Genomic DNA, 18011 nt, shown 5'->3' with positions numbered 1-18011 from the left:
GTCACAGTTAGGTTATGAACTGCTATATTTACTTTAAAGCAGAAGCGCAAAACGAAGCTCATGTACGGCGAGCGGAAGCGCAGTTGCAGGCGATGGTCATGCAGCATTATCAGTTAGTAGCCACAGTGCAAAAAAGACCGGAAGCAACTCATGGTATTCATACCTGGATGGAGGTATATCGTGCGGTACCGGATCATTTTTCGACCGTGTTAGCCCAGCTTGTTGCGCAAACTGATTTGCCTGCGTTGCTGCACTCTGAGCGTCATATTGAGTACTTTATGGATGTTGACTTATGTGCCTGATCGTCTTTGCCTGGAAATTGATTCCGTGCACTCCTTTGGTTGTTGCCAGCAACAGGGATGAGTTTTATAACCGCCCTGCTGCTACGGCGGCATGGTGGAAAGATGCCCCCAGAGTCTACGGTGGCAGAGACCTGCAATCCGGTGGTACCTGGATGGGATTGCAAAGCGAAAACGGCCCGGACACGCTGACCAGCAGATTCGCTGCAATCACCAACATCCGCGCGCCCTCAGAAAAACGTGAGGATGCCCCCTCTCGCGGCGAATTGGTTGCCAATTTCTTAAATAGTGACCTGTCCGTCAAAGACTATATTGCCAGCATCCGCGAACAGGCTGCACTGTACAATGGATTCAATTTACTGCTATGTGATGGCACTGAACTGATCTGGTTTTCCAATCGCCAGTTGGATGATCCCCGCAATGGGCAACCATTAGAAGCTGGCATTTACGGCATCTCTAATGCTGCGCTCGATACGCCGTGGCCCAAAGTTGTGCGAACTAAAGCCGAGTTTGCCAGCCTGATTTGCCAACGTGCGCCAGTCGAGGCGTATTTTGAGATTCTGGCCAATACCACTCCTGCACCAGATTGCCGCCTGCCGGACACTGGTATTTCATTCGAACTGGAAAGATTGCTGTCCTCACCCTGCATAGAATCACCTGACTATGGAACGCGGGCTTCCAGTCTGGTAAAAATTCATCGCGAGTATCCTGCTGAATTTTATGAAAAAACGCTGCGCTAACGTAGCTTGTTGGCAGATGTTTTTTGATTCAAAGTGATTGATTCAGGATTACTCACCCACCACGGTGCTCACCGTGTACTTACTATAATAATTCAACAGATCAACCCGGCCAGGTTGATCTGGGTTGATCTGGGCTGATCTGGGCTGATCTGTTTACCCGCTTCAACTGCGTTGATCATCTTGATGATGCCATCTTTTCGGACATGAACAATTCATGCAATCGTGAGCGCCACAACATTAATGCAGCGATCAGTTTCAAGCCACAAGGAACCAGTGCATAGCCAATGGCTAAAGCCCTTAATCCACCAGCATCAGTCGTACCCGGAACATACCCCAGCCACTCCAGCAAAGGCAAGGAAACACCTGCAGCCAACGCCAGATTCATTTTACTGGCCCAATTCCATGCCCCAAAATACAGGCCTTCATGCTGACCGCTATGTCCGGCCTGATGAATCACCCCCGCCAGAATCGCCGGTGGTAGTGCCAAGTCTGCACCCAACGTCATACCGGATAAGACACAAATCACCATGAATGCCTGACCATCACCAGCACTCAGGGCAACCACCCAGATAAAACAGAGTATAGAGAGACACATCGCCAGTAACCATGTCCGAATTTCCCCAAAACGTTTAGCCAACGCAGTCCAGATGGGCATAGACATGGCAGCGGCCACAAAGTACAGCATCAGCAATACCCCCGATAACGCTCCCAGCTGCAAACGGTCTTTGGTAAAAAACAGAAACAAAGTTGCCGGAATTGCAGCCGCTGTGCCATTGCATACAAACACCAAAAATAAAGACCTGAATCTCTGACCCGCAAACAGATCGCGCATCGTCATATGACTCTGCACCAGATTGACAGGTGCCGGGATATTGACGGTATACCGTATCAGAACAGCTGCACTCAGCAGCAGGCTAACGACAAAGATCAGACTTAAATAGAACATGCCCGCAAACTGCACCAGCAAAGCAGCAGAAATTACACCCGCCAATCCACAGGCTTCGCGGCAGGCAGTCAACCGCACCCTTATCTGAGGCGAATAACTGAATGCTGCACCCCAGCTTTGATAGGCAATACTGGCCATACTAAACCCCACATAGACCAGCATCAAGGTCAGAAAAAACCACCAAAATGGGAAGGCAGCTACTACATCCGGAGGGTGAAACAAAGCGACAAAGCCCAGTATCAACAACGGCAATGCAGCAACGATATAGCCTGCGTAAGACCAGCCAAAGCGTCGCCGATCAATCTGCACACCGAGAACAGGATCGATGAAAGCATCGAATAATCTGGCGATTAGCAGTGCAGAACCGATCGTCGTCAATGACATATGAAAGCGCTCTGCATAAAATTGTGGCGCGTAAACATATAACGGCAACGCGACCAACGCCAGAGGAAAGCCAAATCCTGCATAGCGCAACAAAACCAGAGGACTCACAGAGGTCATATCAACTCGAATCAAGTCAAATCCAATCAGATTAATCTAGTTCTGTTGCACAAACAAAACGGTGCGATCACACTAGGTTGATCGCACCGTTTCTTGCTCATTCGACGGGCTGATACCGTCCTGACCAAGCCGCTATCATTGATAGCAAACCTGATTTATCTGACGTGAATTCAGCTCAATTCTTCAAGACGTAATTTCGTCACTGTGCCGAACACTGCGTCCAACGCTTCAATTTTTTCAATCGCAGCAACGATATTTTTCTCTTTTGTCTGATGCGTCAGAATGATGATGTCAGTTTGAGTCTCGCCTTCTGCCGGTTCTTTTTGCAACATCGCATCAATAGAAATTGTCAAATCCGCCAGAATACGAGTCACATCGGCCAACACACCAGGCTTATCGGCCACGTGCATGCGCAGATAATAGCTGGTAACGATCTCAGACATTGGCAAAATTGGCAGATCGCTGATGGCATTTGGCTGGAATGCCAGATGCGGAACGCGGTGTTCAGGATCAGCCGTTGCCAGACGCGTAATATCAACCAGATCAGCAATGACAGCCGATGCAGTAGGCTCAGAACCTGCCCCTTTGCCATAATATAAAGTGGCGCCAACTGCGTCGCCCTGTACCAGAACTGCATTCATTGCGCCTTCCACATTCGCAATCAAACGCTTCGCCGGAATGAGTGTAGGATGCACGCGCAATTCTATGCCCTGTTCGGTGCGCTTGGTGATACCCAGCAATTTGATCCGGTAGCCCAATTCTTCGGCATAACGGATATCACTTGCTTCAAGTTTGGTAATGCCTTCAACGTGCGCTTTATCAAATTGCACCGGAATCCCATAAGCAATCGATGCCATGATGGTAGCTTTGTGCGCAGCATCCACACCTTCGATATCAAACGTAGGGTCTGCCTCAGCATAGCCTAACTCTTGCGCCTGCTTTAACACTGTCGCAAAATCCAAACCCTTGTCGCGCATTTCGGACAAGATGAAATTGGTTGTGCCATTGATAATCCCGGCAATCCATTGAATGCGGTTGGCAGTCAATCCTTCGCGCAGCGCTTTGATGATAGGAATACCGCCAGCAACCGCCGCTTCAAAAGCAACTACAACACCTTTATCCTGTGCGGCTTTGAAAATCTCATTACCGTGGGTTGCCAACAAAGCCTTGTTGGCAGTAACAACATGCTTGCCATTGGCGATAGCTTTAAGTACCAGATCCTTGGCGATACCGTAACCACCAATCAACTCAATGACGATGTCGATATCCGGATTATTCACTACCAGATTGGCATCATTGACGACTTCTACTTCGCCATTTGTCAATTCACGTGCCCGCTCAACGTTCAGGTCTGCCACCATGGCAATCTCAATCGAGCGACCTGCGCGACGCGTAATCTCTTCCTGATTACGCTTCAATACGTTGAAAGTGCCGGAGCCGACGGTGCCTATGCCTAACAGACCTACTTTGATGGGTTTCATATATTTTTAAACAGTAAAATTGAATTAATTAGTGCCGTGACGCTTTCGATAGCTTTCCAGGAACTGGGCAATGCGACCAAAAGCCTCGGTTAAATCATCCGTATTTGGCAGGAATACCACCCGGAAGTGGTCGGGACTGATCCAGTTAAATCCCGTTCCTTGCACCAACAACACGCGCTGCTCGGTCAGCAGTTCGTGAATAAATTCCTGGTCGTCCTTGATCGGGTACATCAAAGGATCCAGTTTCGGAAACATATATAGTGCAGCTTTAGGCTTGACACAAGTCACGCCTGGAATCTCTGTCAGCAGTTTGTGGGCGAGATCACGTTGTTTTAACAAACGCCCGCCAGGACCTACCAAATCTTGAATGCTCTGATAGCCTCCCAGCGCAGTCTGAATCGCAAACTGACCCGGTGCGTTAGCACACAAACGCATGGATGCGAGCATATTGAGCCCTTCAATATAGTCTCTGGCATGCCGTTTTTCTCCTGAGACTATCATCCATCCCGCACGATAACCACATGAACGGTAATTTTTAGATAAGCCGTTCAGCGTTAAAAACAAGACATCATCTGCCAACGATGCAATCGAAGTATGCGTTGCTTCGTCATACAAAGTCTTGTCGTAAATTTCATCAGCAAAAACAATGAGCTGGTGTTGGCGAGCAACCTCAACGATTTGCTGCAGAATTTCGACAGGATACAGTGCTCCAGTCGGATTATTGGGGTTAATGACAACAATTGCCTTGGTATTCGGTGTGATCTTACTTTTAATATCATCAATATCAGGCATCCAGTCTGCACTCTCATCGCAGACATAATGCACAGGCTTGCCGCCGGATAAACTCACCGCCGCAGTCCACAATGGATAATCAGGTGCTGGCACCAATACTTCGTCGCCGCTATTGAGCAAGGCATTCATGCCCATGACGATCAGTTCTGATGCGCCATTACCGATATAAATATCTTCAATCGTCACGCCACGGATATGCTTTTCCTGGCAATAGTGCATGATCGCTTTACGTGGCGCGAACATGCCTTTCGAATCGGTATAACCAGCAGCATTTTGCATGTTGCGGATCATATCCTGCACGATTTCGTCAGGAGGATCAAAGTTGAATACCGCAAGATTACCGATATTAAGCTTGATGATCTTATGACCTTCGTCTTCCATCTGTTTAGCTTTTTCCATGACAGGGCCACGGATGTCGTAACAGACGTCAGCTAATTTTTGTGATTTTTTTATAAGGCGCACTAGCAAGAATCCTCTAACGATATAAACTCAACAATCAGCGGATGCAGACGTAATACTCCTTTTTGCTGCAATGCCGAAAAGAGCATTCTGCACAAGGAATCCTGTTTAATCAACTCGTTTTCTGAAAAACGAAGGCCAATCATGGCAAATTAAGCATCAAATGAATAACCGGATGCAACCCACCATCTGGATGGTGAACTGATTGTCGGGCTGGTTAGCAAGCTTTTGCAACAGGCAATTACTCCGATAGCGCACCCGAGCATACATATTAAAAAATTAAAAAAATCTTATTTTTTTGCTTCTTTACGACATATTTCACTATTTTTTGCATTCGTAATTTTTCCGTAAGGCAAGATTGAGAAAATGATGTAAATAAAAATGGATGGCGCGTTCAAGAAGCATGACACCCTTCGTCATGACGAGGCACAGCTGTTCAGATGCATACAAAAATAACGCTCAGGAGACCATCATGTCATTATCGCGCATCATACAGAGCTTAAGTATTGCCAAGCGTTTAGGCATTTTGATAGCTGGCGCTATTATTGGCCTCCTCGTCATGACGAGTATTTTTCTGTTCACAGAAAAAACGATGTTGTTACAAGAACGAAAAAGTAACGTCATGCAAACGGTACAAACCGCTGAAAAACTGGTGGCTTACTACCATAACCTTTCCGTTAAAAACAAATTATCAGAACCAGAAGCCAAGCAAGCTGCGATGGATGCCGTTCGCGCACTTCGCTACGGTGAAGGCGAGTATTTCTGGATTAATGATATGCAGACGGTCATGGTGATGCACCCCATTAAACCAGAGCTGGAAGGTCAAAATTTATCCGGCAGCAAAGACACCGCTGGAAAGCCGCTGTTTAACGACATGGTCGATGTTGTCAAATCCAAAGGTGATGGCTTCGTGTTCTATATGTGGCCCAAACCAGGCAGTAAAGATTCTGTTGAAAAAGTATCGTATGTCAAAGGCTTCGCACCTTGGGGCTGGGTGATCGGCTCTGGTGTCTATATAGATACAGTCGATGCGACGTTTCAAGCGCGCTTATTCGAATCTTCCATCGGGGCAGTGCTGCTTGCCACCGTGTTACTCATCGTATCGCTGATCATTGCCCGGGGTCTTATACGCCAACTGGGCGGAGAGCCTGCTTACACTGCGGAAGTAACGCGGCATATTTCGGCAGGTAATTTATCTGAAGAGATCAAACTCAAAGAGAATGACCAGTCAAGCTTATTGCATTCAGTCAAAGTGATGCGCGACAGCATCGCGCAACTGATAGGCGAAGTAAAAACGGGCGCCGAAACCATTTCCATCGCCTCCAAGGAAATCGCGTCGGGCAATATGGATTTATCTGCCAGAACTGAATCCCAGGCAAGCTCTCTCGAAGAAACAGCCTCCTCCATGGAAGAACTCACCAGTACTGTGCAACATAATGCCGATAATGCGCGTCAGGCAAACCAACTGGCATCCTCTGCATCAGAGGTCGCTCTCAAGGGCGGGAAAGTGGTGGCAGAAGTCGTATCCACAATGAATCTTATCAATACTTCATCACAAAAAATTGTCGATATTATTGGGGTCATTGATGGTATTGCGTTTCAAACCAATATTCTTGCGTTGAATGCGGCGGTCGAAGCTGCCCGTGCCGGTGAACAAGGTCGTGGTTTTGCGGTAGTTGCCTCAGAAGTGCGTAATCTGGCACAGCGCTCAGCCACCGCCGCGAAAGAAATCAAGGATTTGATTAACACGTCGGTCAGCAATGTTAGCCATGGTAGCAATCTGGTGGATCAAGCCGGAAAAACCATGGACGACATTCTGGAAAGCGTACGCAAAGTATCTGATGTCATTTCTGAAATTACGACGGCCAGCGCGGAACAAAACACGGGGATATCACAAATTAATCTGGCCATCGTCGAAATGGACAATGTCACCCAGCAAAACGCAGCACTCGTAGAGCAGGCGGCAGCGGCGGCGGCATCGATGCAAGAACAATCCGGCCATTTACTGGATGCCGTATCTGCGTTCAGACTACATGCCAATCAACTTACCCCACAGGCAAAACCTGCTGTCAATATCCAACCGTCTGCGTCATTACAAAAAAAGAAGGCGTCTGAACAGCCAATGCTCAATATCGCTCGCGCTGCAAGCACACCGAACACGTCATCCGCAGTCGGCAAGAAAAAATTACCAGCCATCAAGCCAGCGACCAATGATAGCAATGATCAATGGGAAGAATTCTGACGCGCTGATCTCAGCAGGAAAGACAAGTAGGAAAGTTTTCATTCACCATTTACTTCCTACTTGAGACCTATTTTCGACCTACTTGTGCCCTGTATATGATTGCAGCTGCAAAAATAGCCTTACGTCATTGTTTCACAATAGAAATAATGACGTAAGGCTATTTTCATATCATTTTCAGTCTATTCAATCAGCCACTACGATCAGCCACTACGATCAGCTACGCTGATCACGCTCGTGATTATCATGGCTCGCGCAGCGTATGACAGGCAAAAAAAGTTACAATGCGGCATTCGCATAACACATGCCTAACACTGAGCCCAAAGATGAAGCTGCACTCTACCCATACTCAGCAATACCAGACTATTACCGGATACGAAACAGACAGCGTTGAAATCAATGCGATTTTATTCAAACACAGCCTGATCGTACTTCCCGAAACCAAACCTGCCGCCTGGCCTGTTCAGCAATTCGAGCAACTGACTGCCGAACATATCGCTCAAATTGAAGCAACTGCACCTGATGTTGTGATTTTAGGCACAGGTAACAGACAAAAATTCATTCATCCTAAATTGACTGCCGCATTGGCGGCGCGTCGCATAGGCGTCGAGTGCATGGATAATAAGGCAGCCTGCCGCACCTACAATATTTTGATGGCGGAAGGTCGCAAAGTCGCGCTGGCGCTGATTATGGATGCTGCATGAAATCATCCCCGACACCGCACTCATCTTCCTCGCCTTACGACAGTCCACGCACTTTATGGGCAATTACGATAGCATTTCTTCTGATCTGGCTGTATATGCTGGGTGCCAGAACACTGGTACCGACGGATGAAGGTCGCTATGCAGAAATGGCCAGAGAGATGCTGGCAACTGGCGACTGGATTACATTGCGCCTGAACGGCATCAAATATTTCGAAAAACCGCCATTACAAAACTGGATGAATGCACTTAGTTTCGCCGCATTCGGGCTAGGTGACTGGCAGGCACGTTTATGGACGGGCCTGTGTGGTTTGGCTGGCGTGGCAATGGTTGCGTACACAGGTACAAAAGTATTCAGCCGACGTGTGGGAATCAGTGCTGCATTGGTCCTGGGCTCCAGTTTTTACTGGGCTGGCATGGGACATGTCAATTCTCTGGACATGGGCTTATCCGGCATGATGACACTGAGTTTATGTGGACTGTTGCTGGCGCAAAGGGAGCATGCCAGTACACGAGAGCAGCGTCATGGCATGCTGTTGTGCTGGCTGGGAATGGCGTTGGCCACCATGTCAAAAGGATTAATCGGCTTTGTTTTACCCGGCGCCGTATTGGTACTTTATACCTTGTGGACGCGTGATATTGCGCTATGGACGCGCTTGCATCTGGTGAAAGGCTTGTTGCTTTTTTTTGCGGTCACGGCACCTTGGTTTATATTGATTGCATTAAAAAATCCTGAACATCCGCATTTCTTTTTCATTCACGAACATTTTGATCGTTTTACCAGTAACGTACATAAACGTGGCGGCGCGTGGTATTACTTTTTCCCATTTCTGATTCTGGGGATTGTTCCTTGGCTGGGTTTTCTGTTGCAAGGCTTATGGGCTGGCGTCGGCAAGGATAAGGGTTTGTTTCAGGCACGCAAATTACTGCTTGTGTGGTCGGTATTTTTCTTTTTCTTTTTCAGCATTTCAGGCTCTAAATTACCGGGGTATATTTTGCCGATTTTCCCGGCATTGGCACTATTGATCGCCGTATTCCTGGAACGAGCATCCGCGCGGTCCATGCAAATCGCCGCAATACTGTTTGGGATGATTGGTCTGGTTGGTTTGTTATTCATCAACAAAGCTGCTGGCATGGGTACTACTCCCTATGAAATACCGCTGTATCAGGGGTATGCTCCGTGGCTGGCAATCGCGGCAGGACTGACACTGGCAGGAGGAATCGCAGCGTGGCTGTTAGCGCGTAAAGGGCTAGCAGGTAAAGATTGGGCTTGTATTATTCTTGCGGCGACGGGCTTTGTGGCTGGCCAGATTGCATTTTTAGGACATGATCCCTGGGGGAAATATATTGCAGGAACAGCCCACATACCCGCGATACAAGCAGAATTGAAACAACCAACAACACCTATATACGCAGTAGGTCGCTACGAGCAGGCATTGCCGTTTTACTTGCAGCACACGCTGACTTTGGTGGAGTTTCCGGATGAAATGCAATTTGGACTGGAACAGCAACCTGAATTGTGGATACCAAAACGCGAAGATTTCATCGCGCGCTGGAATAGGCACATCAGTAAAGGGGAATCGGCTGTCGCGATTGTTCGTACAGATATTTACGCAGAATTCAAGGCACAACAACTTGCGATGCGAGTCATTGGTGAAGACCCGAGACGTGTCATCATCGCGACACCGCCCCCAGTGAATTCGGCACACGCTTCCTCACAAACAATACCAACTGCCTCTGTACCGCCAACACCAGCAGCAGGCCCGTCACCCTCTCATTAACGATATGAATATAAATACTTTTGGCTTTATCCTTACCGGCATTTTATTAAATGCTATGGCGCAACTTTTGCTCAAAAAAGGTACCAATGCAGTCGGTGCTATTCACCTGACCGCGGACAACTGGTTTTCTACCGGATTGCAACTGGCAACGCAGCTACCCATCATCGGCGGCCTGAGTTGCTATGTCATTTCTGTCGTTGTATGGATTATCGGTTTATCGCGTGTTGATGTCACCATTGCCTACCCCATGCTCTCGATTGGCTATATCGTGAATGCGATCGGAGCCTGGTATTTCCTGGGAGAAGTCATGTCGATGCAACGCATGCTGGCGATCGGCGTCATCATTATCGGCGTGGCGCTACTCGTGAAAAGTTAAACTTTTTCTTACAGAAGAACATTCCACATTGCATTAAAATGAAGAAAAAACGGGAGTATGCTAAAAAAAATGGCGCTCCACGTTATATTTACAAGCAGATAAAAATATACTCTACCCAGTATATATTGACCAAAGGATCATGATGAGCGACACCACTGCATTTCTGCCTTTTACCAAACCCACCATTGATGAGGACACTATTGCGGCCGTTGCCAATGTGCTGCGCTCCGGCTGGCTGACCAGTGGCCCAAACGTTCAGGCACTCGAAGCGCAGTTGTCTGAGTATTTTGGAGGACGCCCAGTGCGGACTTTCAACTCTGGCACTTGCACGATGGAAATTGCCCTGCGTATCGCAGGCATAGGCACAGGGGATGAAGTCATTACGACACCAAACTCGTGGGTCGCCACGGCCAATGTCATCATCGAAACCGGTGCCACGCCTGTATTTGCGGATATCGACCCAAAGACTCACAACATTGATCTGGACAAAGTCGAAGCAGTGATCACCTCCCGTACCAAAGCGATCATCCCGGTACACATGTGCGGCTTGCCATGTGACATGGACAGGCTGTACGCCATTGCGGACAAATACAAACTGCGTGTCATTGAAGATGCCGCTCAGGCGATAGGCTCTACCTGGAAAGGAAAACGTATCGGCTCCTTTGGTGATTTCGTTTCGTTCAGTTTTCAGGTCAATAAAAATATCATGACTGGTGAAGGCGGCTGCCTGGTGTTGAATAATGCCGAGGAAGTACGTCTGGCGGAAAAATATCGCCTGCAAGGTGTTACCCGCAGCGGACTGGATGGCATTGACGTTGATGTGCTCGGCGGCAAATACAATATGACGGATATCGCAGCGGCGATAGGTTTAGGCCAAATGAAGCATCTGGCTGAATTTAACGCCAAACGCGCATCGCTTGCAAAACATTACTTTGACTGCTTCGGCAACGATTTTGAAGCCAGCAGCGGTGCTGAATTGCCCGTAGCAGATTTTGAACACAGCAACTGGCATATGTTCCATCTGGTGTTACCTGAACGCATTCATCGTGCAGACTTCATGCAAACAATGCTGGACCAGAAAATCGGCCTCGGTTATCACTATCGCGCTATTCATCTGTTTACGTACTATCGCGAACGCGGCTTTACTGATGGCATGTTCCCGATTGCAGAACGCATAGGCAAACAGATTGTAACCTTGCCCTTATTCCCCTCTATGACAAACTCAGATGTCGAAAGAGTCGTGTCTGCGGTAAAATCCTGCCTTCTTTGAAATCGGCCAACAACAATACCAATGAAACCCGAACTCTCCGTCGTCATTCCCGTTTATAACGAAGAATCTGGCCTCGCCAAATTGTATGCCCGCCTGTATCCGGCGCTGGATGCCCTGGCGGCGCGTGGCATTAGTTACGAAATCGTGTTTGTGAATGACGGCAGTCGCGATAACACTCCTGCCCTGCTCGCCGATCAGTACCGGCTGCGCCCTGATGTCACGCGAGTCGTGCTGTTTAATGGCAATTATGGTCAGCACATGGCGATTCTGGCTGGATTTGAGGCCACCAGGGGTGACATCGTTGTCACGCTTGATGCTGATTTGCAAAACCCACCTGAAGAAATTGGTGCGCTGGTCGATAAAATGCGCGAAGGCTATGACTACGTAGGATCAATCCGCCGGAAGCGTCAGGATTCCGCATGGAGAACGTATGCCTCCAAGGCGATGAATCGCTTTCGTGAAAAAATCACGCGGATCAAAATTACCGACCAGGGAAATATGTTGCGCGCCTATGGTCGCAACGTCATTAATCTGATTAACCAGTGCAGCGAAGTAAATACTTTCGTTCCCGCACTGGCCTATACCTTTGCGCGTAAACCAACGGAAATTATCGTCGAGCATGAAGAACGTGCCGCAGGCGAGTCGAAATATTCGCTATATAGCCTGATTCGTCTGAATTTTGACCTGATGACAGGTTTCTCCATCATGCCCCTGCAATGGTTTTCGATGCTGGGAATGGTGCTATCTGTGCTTTCAGGAGGTTTAGTCCTGCTCCTGTTCATCCGCCGCTTTATTCTTGGCGCAGAAGCAGAAGGCTTGTTCACCTTGTTCGCGATTGCCTTTTTCATGATGGGCGTAATTCTGTTTGGCATTGGATTGCTAGGAGAATACGTAGGTCGAATTTACCAGCAAGTCCGGGGACGTCCCCGTTATGTGGTACAGACCATACTGGAGCAGTCCGGCGACGACCAGCCGGAAAGCGAATGATATGGACAACATGAAACCCTTGAACAACTCCGCTACGGCTGTCGTTTTTGCCTATCACAATGTCGGTGTGCGCTGCATACAGACCTTGCTTGCCCGTGGGATCAAGATTGCCCTGGTCGTCACACATCAGGACAATCCGGCTGAAACCATCTGGTTTGAATCGGTTGCCGCTTTGTGTCAGGAACGCAATATCCCGTTTATCACACCGAATGATCCGCAATCACAAGAACTGCTGGATCAAATAGCACATATTGCGCCTGATTTCATTTTCAGTTTCTATTACCGTCACATGTTGCCAGTCAAACTTCTGGAACTGGCTTCACGCGGAGCGTATAACCTTCATGGCTCGCTGCTCCCCAAATATCGAGGCCGCGTGCCCGTCAATTGGGCAGTCTTACATGGCGAAACAGAAACAGGTGCCACTTTGCATGAAATGGCTGCCAAGCCAGATGCCGGTGCCATTATTGCGCAGACGGCTGTTCCGATTCTGCCTGACGACACGGCCTATGAGGTATTTGGCAAACTGACAGTCGCTGCCGAACAAACTCTGTGGTCTGCATTGCCGGGCCTGCTTGATGGGACATTCAACAGACTACCCAATGAGCTCTCTAAAGGTAGCTATTTTGGAGGCCGAAAGCCCGAAGATGGTCGCATCAACTGGCAACATACAGCACAGCAGGTCTACAACCTGCATAGAGCAGTTGCTCCACCCTATCCAGGCGCATTTACTGAATTACATAGGAAACAATTTGTGATTGTAAAAGCAAGACTTTCCGATATTCCTGCTGCAAATTTGCCGCCGGGCTTGCATGTAGTGGATAATGTCATACTTGGCGTGTGTGGCGATGGCCACACGGTGCGCATCATTGAATTACGCTGCGATGACAAAACAGTCTCAGCAAAAGAATTGCAACAATTGTGCAACGCGGCCTGATCGCTGCAATGAATGCTGGCAACGCAATCTACATTTATTAAAGAAAAACTCACCATGAAAAAAGTCCTTATTCTCGGCGTGAACGGTTTTATCGGTCACCATCTGTCCAAACGTATTCTGGAAACCACAGACTGGGAAGTGTATGGCATGGACATGCAAACCGAGCGTCTGGGCAGTCTGATCGATCATCCACGTATGCATTTTTTTGAGGGTGACATCACCATCAACAAAGAATGGGTTGAATACCACGTCAAAAAATGCGACGTCATTCTGCCGCTGGTCGCGATCGCCACACCTTCCACTTATGTCAAACAACCATTGCGCGTGTTTGAACTGGATTTCGAAGCAAACTTGCCGATCGTGCGTTCGGCTGCCAAATACGGCAAGCATCTGGTCTTCCCTTCTACATCCGAAGTCTACGGCATGTGCCACGATGAAGAGTTCGATCCGGAAGAATCTGAACTGATCTGCGGTCCGATCAACAAGCCACGCTGGATTTATTCCTGTGCCAAGCAACTGATGGATCGCGTCATCTGGGGCTATGGCATGGAAGGTCTGAACTTCACGCTGTTCCGCCCATTTAACTGGATCGGTGCTGGTCTGGATAATATCCATACACCAAAAGAAGGCAGCTCACGCGTAGTAACGCAATTCTTTGGTCACATCGTTCGTGGCGAAAACATTTCGCTGGTGGATGGCGGCGCACAAAAACGTGCTTTCACTTATATTGATGACGGTATTGATGCTCTGATGCGCATCATCGACAACAAAAATGGCATTGCGTCCGGCAAGATTTATAACATCGGCAATCCGACTAATAACTTTTCTATTCGCGAGCTGGCGCACATGATGCTGGATCTGGCAGCAGAATACCCAGAGTACGCGGAAACAGCTAAAAAAGTCGGACTGACAGAAACCACCTCTGCCGCTTACTACGGCAAGGGATACCAGGACGTACAAAACCGTGTACCAAAAATCACCAACACCTGCGAAGAACTCGGCTGGAAGCCGGTCACGACGATGCAAGACACGATGCGCAATATTTTTGATGCTTACCGCTCACAAGTCGCAGAAGCACGCGCCTTGATGGACTAAGCCAACGACGATATTCAGCATGCCCTCTATTGTTCTTAAGATTGACGTCGATACCTATCGCGGCACCAAAGAAGGCGTACCCAATCTGGTACGCCTTCTGACAAAGCATCAGGCAGGTGCCACGTTTCTTTTTTCACTGGGAAAAGATCACACAGGCTGGGCTTTGCGACGCGCATTTCGCCCGGGATTTTTTCAGAAAGTATCACGTACTTCTGTCGTGGAACATTATGGTATTAAAACGCTGATGTATGGTGTGCTGCTGCCAGCACCAGACATAGGCAGTTGCACCGCGGAAATGCGGGCTGTACAAGCTGCCGGCTTTGAGTGCGGCATCCACACATGGGATCATGTGGTCTGGCAAGATAATGTACGCCATAAAGATGCGACCTGGACTCAGCACCAGATGCAGCAAGCCAGTCGCAAGTTTCAGCAAATTTTCGGCACACCGCCAAAAACGCATGGCGCGGCAGGCTGGCAAATGAATGCGCATGCCTTTGCACAACTCGATCAGTTTGGCATGGCGTATGCATCAGATGGAAGAGCCATGCTCAAGGAGGATGGTAGTCTTGCCAATCCAGCGTATGGACCTTACCGTCTGCAAATTGCGTCCGAGGTCCAGTCTTGCATACAAATGCCTACCACACTACCGACACTTGATGAATTACTGGGTAGAACTATCGCCGATAAGGAAATTACGATCAGCAATATCGCGCAACATATCCTGTCATTGACGAAATCTGCACGAGATCATGTATTTACCTTGCATGCTGAACTTGAAGGGCAAAAACTCGCCCCCATATTTGAGGAATTGCTGACAGGCTGGCAGAAACAAGGCTATCGCTGCATATCTATGGCAGATTACTACACCGCCATACAACACCAGGAATTACCGATACGCCCCTTGTCCTGGGCGAGCTTACCGGGACGTTCCGGAGAATTGATCGCCCTGCTCTAGCCCGTCAGCGATGCTTTCTCCACCCCTAACTAAGGAGACGACAGTGGCTGACGCCCCTTCCGCATTGCATTGCCAGGTTCCGCACTTTACCGCCCCGATGACCAGCGGCAAAGAATTTCAACTCAGCGATTATTCTGGCAAAAATCTGGTGATTTATTTTTACCCAAAAGATAATACCCCCGGATGTACAACAGAAAGTATTGCGTTCCGAGAAGCCTATGCAGGTTTTCAACAGGCTAATACCGAAGTTTTTGGCATCAGCCGTGACAGCCTTCGTTCTCATGAAGGATTTAAAAACAAACTGGCGCTGCCATTTGAACTAATTTCCGATCCAGATGAAACACTTTGCCAGTTGTTTAACGTCATGAAAATGAAAAACATGTATGGCAAACAAGTCAGAGGCATAGAACGCAGCACGTTTGTGATTGACGCAACAGGTACATTAGTGAAAGAATGGAGAGGCGTTAAAGTTGCAGGACACGTTGATGAAGTACTTGAATTTGTGAGCGCAAAAAGCTAATTGAACTCCACCTATTTTTCATACATAAAAGCCGCCGATGGCATAACCAGTAATACTGGGGTCGTCGCAGCGGCTTTTTAATTTTTCAGCTCTCACTATTGATTGAGGTTTTCATGCCATTGCCTAAAATGCCGACAAAACCAGCTGCGCTGCTGTCCACCAAAGATTACCCAACGGCAGACAAAAGCAAACTCAGTAAGACGGTAAAAACTGTATCAGCAGAAAAATCCAAGCCTGTCGTTGCAGCAAGCTCAACTCCCAGAAAGAAAACGAGTGCAGTTCCAGTGACCGCAAATATTATCGTTGCTGAGCAATCTGCACCTGTAGCAAAAGTAAGCACAGCAACTGCTGTCGCTGCAGCAGCAAAAAATAAAATCCAGGATAGCCGGGTCAAGTCCGGCACCAGTCGTGCTGCAGATAAATCCGGTGTAACCAAACTGTTTGTGCTCGATACCAATGTGTTGATGCATGATCCATCATCGTTATTCCGATTCGAAGAACATGATATTTACCTGCCAATGATCACGTTGGAAGAGCTGGATGATCATAAAAAAGGAATGTCGGAAGTAGCACGTAATGCCCGTCAAGTGTCACGCTCACTGGATGCACTGGTTGGTGACATTGATCATCACGATATAGAAAAAGGTATTTTGTTGTCCAAACTTGGCAATAAAGATGCCAAAGGCCACCTGTACTTCCAAACCAAACTGCAAATCGGAGAATTACCGCGCGGCTTGCCACAGGGCAAAGCTGATAACCAGATTTTGGGCGTCGTTCGTGCGCTTGAGCAAGAATTCCCTGGGCGGCCTATCGTACTGGTATCAAAAGATATCAACATGCGCATTAAAGCGCGTGCCATGGGATTGCCAGCTGAAGATTATTTCAATGATCACGTGCTGGAAGATTCAGATTTATTGTATTCCGGCATAGTGCAATTGCCTGATGACTTCTGGAATAAACACGGCAAGGGCATAGAAACCTGGCAAGAAAACCGTAACGGTCTGAGCACAACATTTTACCGAATTACAGGTCCGGTTATTCCTAGCCTGCTGGTCAATCAGTTTGTCTATCTGGAACCCAAAAACGGCGAAGCATCGTTCTATGGTCAGGTCAGACAAATCAACGGCAAAACTGCAGTTCTGCAGACATTGCGTGATTATGGCCATATCAAACATAGCGTATGGGGTATTACGTCGCGTAATCGTGAGCAGAACTTCGCTCTCAATCTGTTAATGGATCCTGAATGCGATTTCGTCACATTACTGGGACAAGCAGGCACCGGTAAGACTTTGCTGGCTCTGGCTGCGGGCCTGGCACAAGTGCTTGAAACCAAAACGTATAATGAGATTATCGTCACTCGTGTGACAGTTCCGGTTGGCGAGGATATCGGCTTCCTGCCTGGTACCGAAGAAGAAAAAATGTCTCCATGGATGGGAGCCTTTGATGACAATCTGGAAGTCCTGAACAAATCCGACAATGACGCCGGCGACTGGGGACGGGCTGCAACACAGGACCTGATCCGCTCGAAAATTAAAATTAAATCGCTGAATTTTATGCGTGGCCGCACCTTCGTCAACAAATTCCTGATTATTGATGAGGCACAAAATCTCACACCAAAACAAGTCAAGACACTGGTCACCCGTGCAGGTCCAGGAACCAAGATCATTTGCCTGGGCAATATTGCGCAGATTGACACCCCATATCTGACGGAAGGTTCCAGTGGTTTGACTTATGTGGTCGACCGCTTTAAAGGGTGGGCGCATAGTGGGCACGTCACATTGGCCCGTGGCGAACGTTCTCGCCTCGCCGATCACGCAAGTGAAATTTTATAAAATAATTTGTACATCTCAAAAGCGCTGCAATTGCAGCGCTTTTTTTACGTCCTGCAAAAAAAAATCACTTGATGTAGACTATTGCCTAGTCAATGATTATCCA

Annotated in this window: 16 protein-coding genes; 13 read left to right on the top strand and 3 right to left on the bottom strand. The window is 48.1% G+C overall.

Annotated features, from left to right (window positions below; all coding sequences use genetic code 11):
• The first annotated feature begins 14 nt into the window (after positions 1-14).
• Both ACO0LB_RS07290 and ACO0LB_RS07285 read left to right on the top strand, forming a co-directional pair.
• The gene (locus ACO0LB_RS07290; protein ID WP_423047966.1) at positions 15-302 is read left to right on the top strand and encodes a DUF4936 family protein; all 288 of its coding nucleotides are present in this window, start codon (positions 15-17) and stop codon (positions 300-302) included.
• Positions 293-1039 (top strand): NRDE family protein, encoded by a 747-nt coding sequence (locus ACO0LB_RS07285; RefSeq protein WP_423047964.1) that lies wholly within the window; start codon positions 293-295, stop codon positions 1037-1039. Before ACO0LB_RS07290 ends, ACO0LB_RS07285 begins: the two co-directional genes overlap by 10 nt.
• Before the next feature lie 175 nt (positions 1040-1214).
• Here ACO0LB_RS07285 and ACO0LB_RS07280 read toward each other — a convergent pair whose 3' ends face one another.
• The 3 genes from ACO0LB_RS07280 to ACO0LB_RS07270 all read right to left on the bottom strand — a co-directional run bounded on the left by ACO0LB_RS07280 (position 1215) and on the right by ACO0LB_RS07270 (position 5221).
• Positions 1215-2486 (bottom strand): MFS transporter, encoded by a 1272-nt coding sequence (locus ACO0LB_RS07280; protein WP_423047962.1) that lies wholly within the window; start codon positions 2484-2486, stop codon positions 1215-1217.
• Positions 2487-2656: 170 nt separating this feature from the next.
• Complete coding sequence (locus ACO0LB_RS07275; protein WP_423047960.1) at positions 2657-3967, bottom strand: homoserine dehydrogenase; 1311 nt, start codon at positions 3965-3967, stop codon at positions 2657-2659.
• A 24-nt stretch (positions 3968-3991) separates the two neighbouring features.
• A complete protein-coding gene (locus tag ACO0LB_RS07270; RefSeq protein WP_423047958.1) occupies positions 3992-5221 on the bottom strand; it encodes a pyridoxal phosphate-dependent aminotransferase in 1230 nt (409 codons plus the stop codon).
• Between the two features lie 469 nt (positions 5222-5690).
• Between ACO0LB_RS07270 and ACO0LB_RS07265 the strand changes: the two genes are divergently transcribed.
• The 11 genes from ACO0LB_RS07265 to ACO0LB_RS07215 all read left to right on the top strand — a co-directional run bounded on the left by ACO0LB_RS07265 (position 5691) and on the right by ACO0LB_RS07215 (position 17908).
• Positions 5691-7460: a methyl-accepting chemotaxis protein gene (locus ACO0LB_RS07265; protein WP_423047956.1), complete on the top strand. Its 1770-nt coding sequence runs from the start codon at positions 5691-5693 to the stop codon at positions 7458-7460.
• 323 nt (positions 7461-7783) lie between these two features.
• Positions 7784-8161, top strand: coding sequence for an Mth938-like domain-containing protein (locus tag ACO0LB_RS07260; protein WP_423047954.1), 378 nt, complete (start codon positions 7784-7786; stop codon positions 8159-8161).
• On the top strand, positions 8158-9939 hold the full coding sequence (locus ACO0LB_RS07255; protein WP_423047952.1) for a glycosyltransferase family 39 protein: 1782 nt from the start codon (positions 8158-8160) through the stop codon (positions 9937-9939). The genes ACO0LB_RS07260 and ACO0LB_RS07255 overlap by 4 nt, the downstream gene beginning before the upstream one ends.
• A gap of 4 nt (positions 9940-9943) precedes the next feature.
• Positions 9944-10315 carry an EamA family transporter gene (locus ACO0LB_RS07250; RefSeq protein ID WP_423047950.1) on the top strand — a complete coding sequence of 124 codons (372 nt, stop codon included), beginning with the start codon at positions 9944-9946 and terminating at the stop codon, positions 10313-10315.
• A gap of 142 nt (positions 10316-10457) precedes the next feature.
• Positions 10458-11585, top strand: a complete 1128-nt coding sequence (locus tag ACO0LB_RS07245) for a DegT/DnrJ/EryC1/StrS family aminotransferase (protein ID WP_423048077.1) — start codon at positions 10458-10460, stop codon at positions 11583-11585.
• Positions 11586-11606: 21 nt separating this feature from the next.
• Positions 11607-12572, top strand: coding sequence for a glycosyltransferase (locus tag ACO0LB_RS07240; RefSeq protein WP_423047948.1), 966 nt, complete (start codon positions 11607-11609; stop codon positions 12570-12572).
• Positions 12573-12582: 10 nt separating this feature from the next.
• On the top strand, positions 12583-13506 hold the full coding sequence (locus tag ACO0LB_RS07235; RefSeq protein WP_423047946.1) for a formyltransferase: 924 nt from the start codon (positions 12583-12585) through the stop codon (positions 13504-13506).
• A gap of 54 nt (positions 13507-13560) precedes the next feature.
• Positions 13561-14601 (top strand): bifunctional UDP-4-keto-pentose/UDP-xylose synthase, encoded by a 1041-nt coding sequence (locus ACO0LB_RS07230; RefSeq protein ID WP_423047944.1) that lies wholly within the window; start codon positions 13561-13563, stop codon positions 14599-14601.
• Between the two features lie 19 nt (positions 14602-14620).
• Positions 14621-15556 carry a polysaccharide deacetylase family protein gene (locus ACO0LB_RS07225; protein ID WP_423047942.1) on the top strand — a complete coding sequence of 312 codons (936 nt, stop codon included), beginning with the start codon at positions 14621-14623 and terminating at the stop codon, positions 15554-15556.
• A gap of 43 nt (positions 15557-15599) precedes the next feature.
• Positions 15600-16076, top strand: a complete 477-nt coding sequence (locus tag ACO0LB_RS07220; RefSeq protein ID WP_423047940.1) for a peroxiredoxin — start codon at positions 15600-15602, stop codon at positions 16074-16076.
• 113 nt (positions 16077-16189) lie between these two features.
• A complete protein-coding gene (locus ACO0LB_RS07215) occupies positions 16190-17908 on the top strand; it encodes a PhoH family protein (RefSeq protein ID WP_423047938.1) in 1719 nt (572 codons plus the stop codon).
• Positions 17909-18011: the final 103 nt, after the last annotated feature.

Origin of the sequence: Undibacterium sp. SXout7W, assembly GCF_049339385.1 — a bacterium.
In the GTDB taxonomy this organism is placed as follows: domain Bacteria; phylum Pseudomonadota; class Gammaproteobacteria; order Burkholderiales; family Burkholderiaceae_D; genus Undibacterium.
The sequence above is the reverse complement of the archived record's forward strand: the minus strand, read 5'-3'. Positions and strand labels throughout refer to the sequence as shown.

Coding starts and splice junctions, on each gene's coding strand:
- ACO0LB_RS07290 (WP_423047966.1), top strand. CDS start 15: ATGAACTGCTATATTTACTTTAAAGCAGAAGCGCAAAACGAAGCTCAT.
- ACO0LB_RS07265 (WP_423047956.1), top strand. CDS start 5,691: ATGTCATTATCGCGCATCATACAGAGCTTAAGTATTGCCAAGCGTTTA.
- ACO0LB_RS07230 (WP_423047944.1), top strand. CDS start 13,561: ATGAAAAAAGTCCTTATTCTCGGCGTGAACGGTTTTATCGGTCACCAT.
- ACO0LB_RS07280 (WP_423047962.1), bottom strand. CDS start 2,486: ATGACCTCTGTGAGTCCTCTGGTTTTGTTGCGCTATGCAGGATTTGGC.
- ACO0LB_RS07285 (WP_423047964.1), top strand. CDS start 293: ATGTGCCTGATCGTCTTTGCCTGGAAATTGATTCCGTGCACTCCTTTG.
- ACO0LB_RS07215 (WP_423047938.1), top strand. CDS start 16,190: ATGCCATTGCCTAAAATGCCGACAAAACCAGCTGCGCTGCTGTCCACC.
- ACO0LB_RS07235 (WP_423047946.1), top strand. CDS start 12,583: ATGAAACCCTTGAACAACTCCGCTACGGCTGTCGTTTTTGCCTATCAC.
- ACO0LB_RS07255 (WP_423047952.1), top strand. CDS start 8,158: ATGAAATCATCCCCGACACCGCACTCATCTTCCTCGCCTTACGACAGT.
- ACO0LB_RS07240 (WP_423047948.1), top strand. CDS start 11,607: ATGAAACCCGAACTCTCCGTCGTCATTCCCGTTTATAACGAAGAATCT.
- ACO0LB_RS07225 (WP_423047942.1), top strand. CDS start 14,621: ATGCCCTCTATTGTTCTTAAGATTGACGTCGATACCTATCGCGGCACC.
- ACO0LB_RS07275 (WP_423047960.1), bottom strand. CDS start 3,967: ATGAAACCCATCAAAGTAGGTCTGTTAGGCATAGGCACCGTCGGCTCC.
- ACO0LB_RS07245 (WP_423048077.1), top strand. CDS start 10,458: ATGAGCGACACCACTGCATTTCTGCCTTTTACCAAACCCACCATTGAT.
- ACO0LB_RS07250 (WP_423047950.1), top strand. CDS start 9,944: ATGAATATAAATACTTTTGGCTTTATCCTTACCGGCATTTTATTAAAT.
- ACO0LB_RS07260 (WP_423047954.1), top strand. CDS start 7,784: ATGAAGCTGCACTCTACCCATACTCAGCAATACCAGACTATTACCGGA.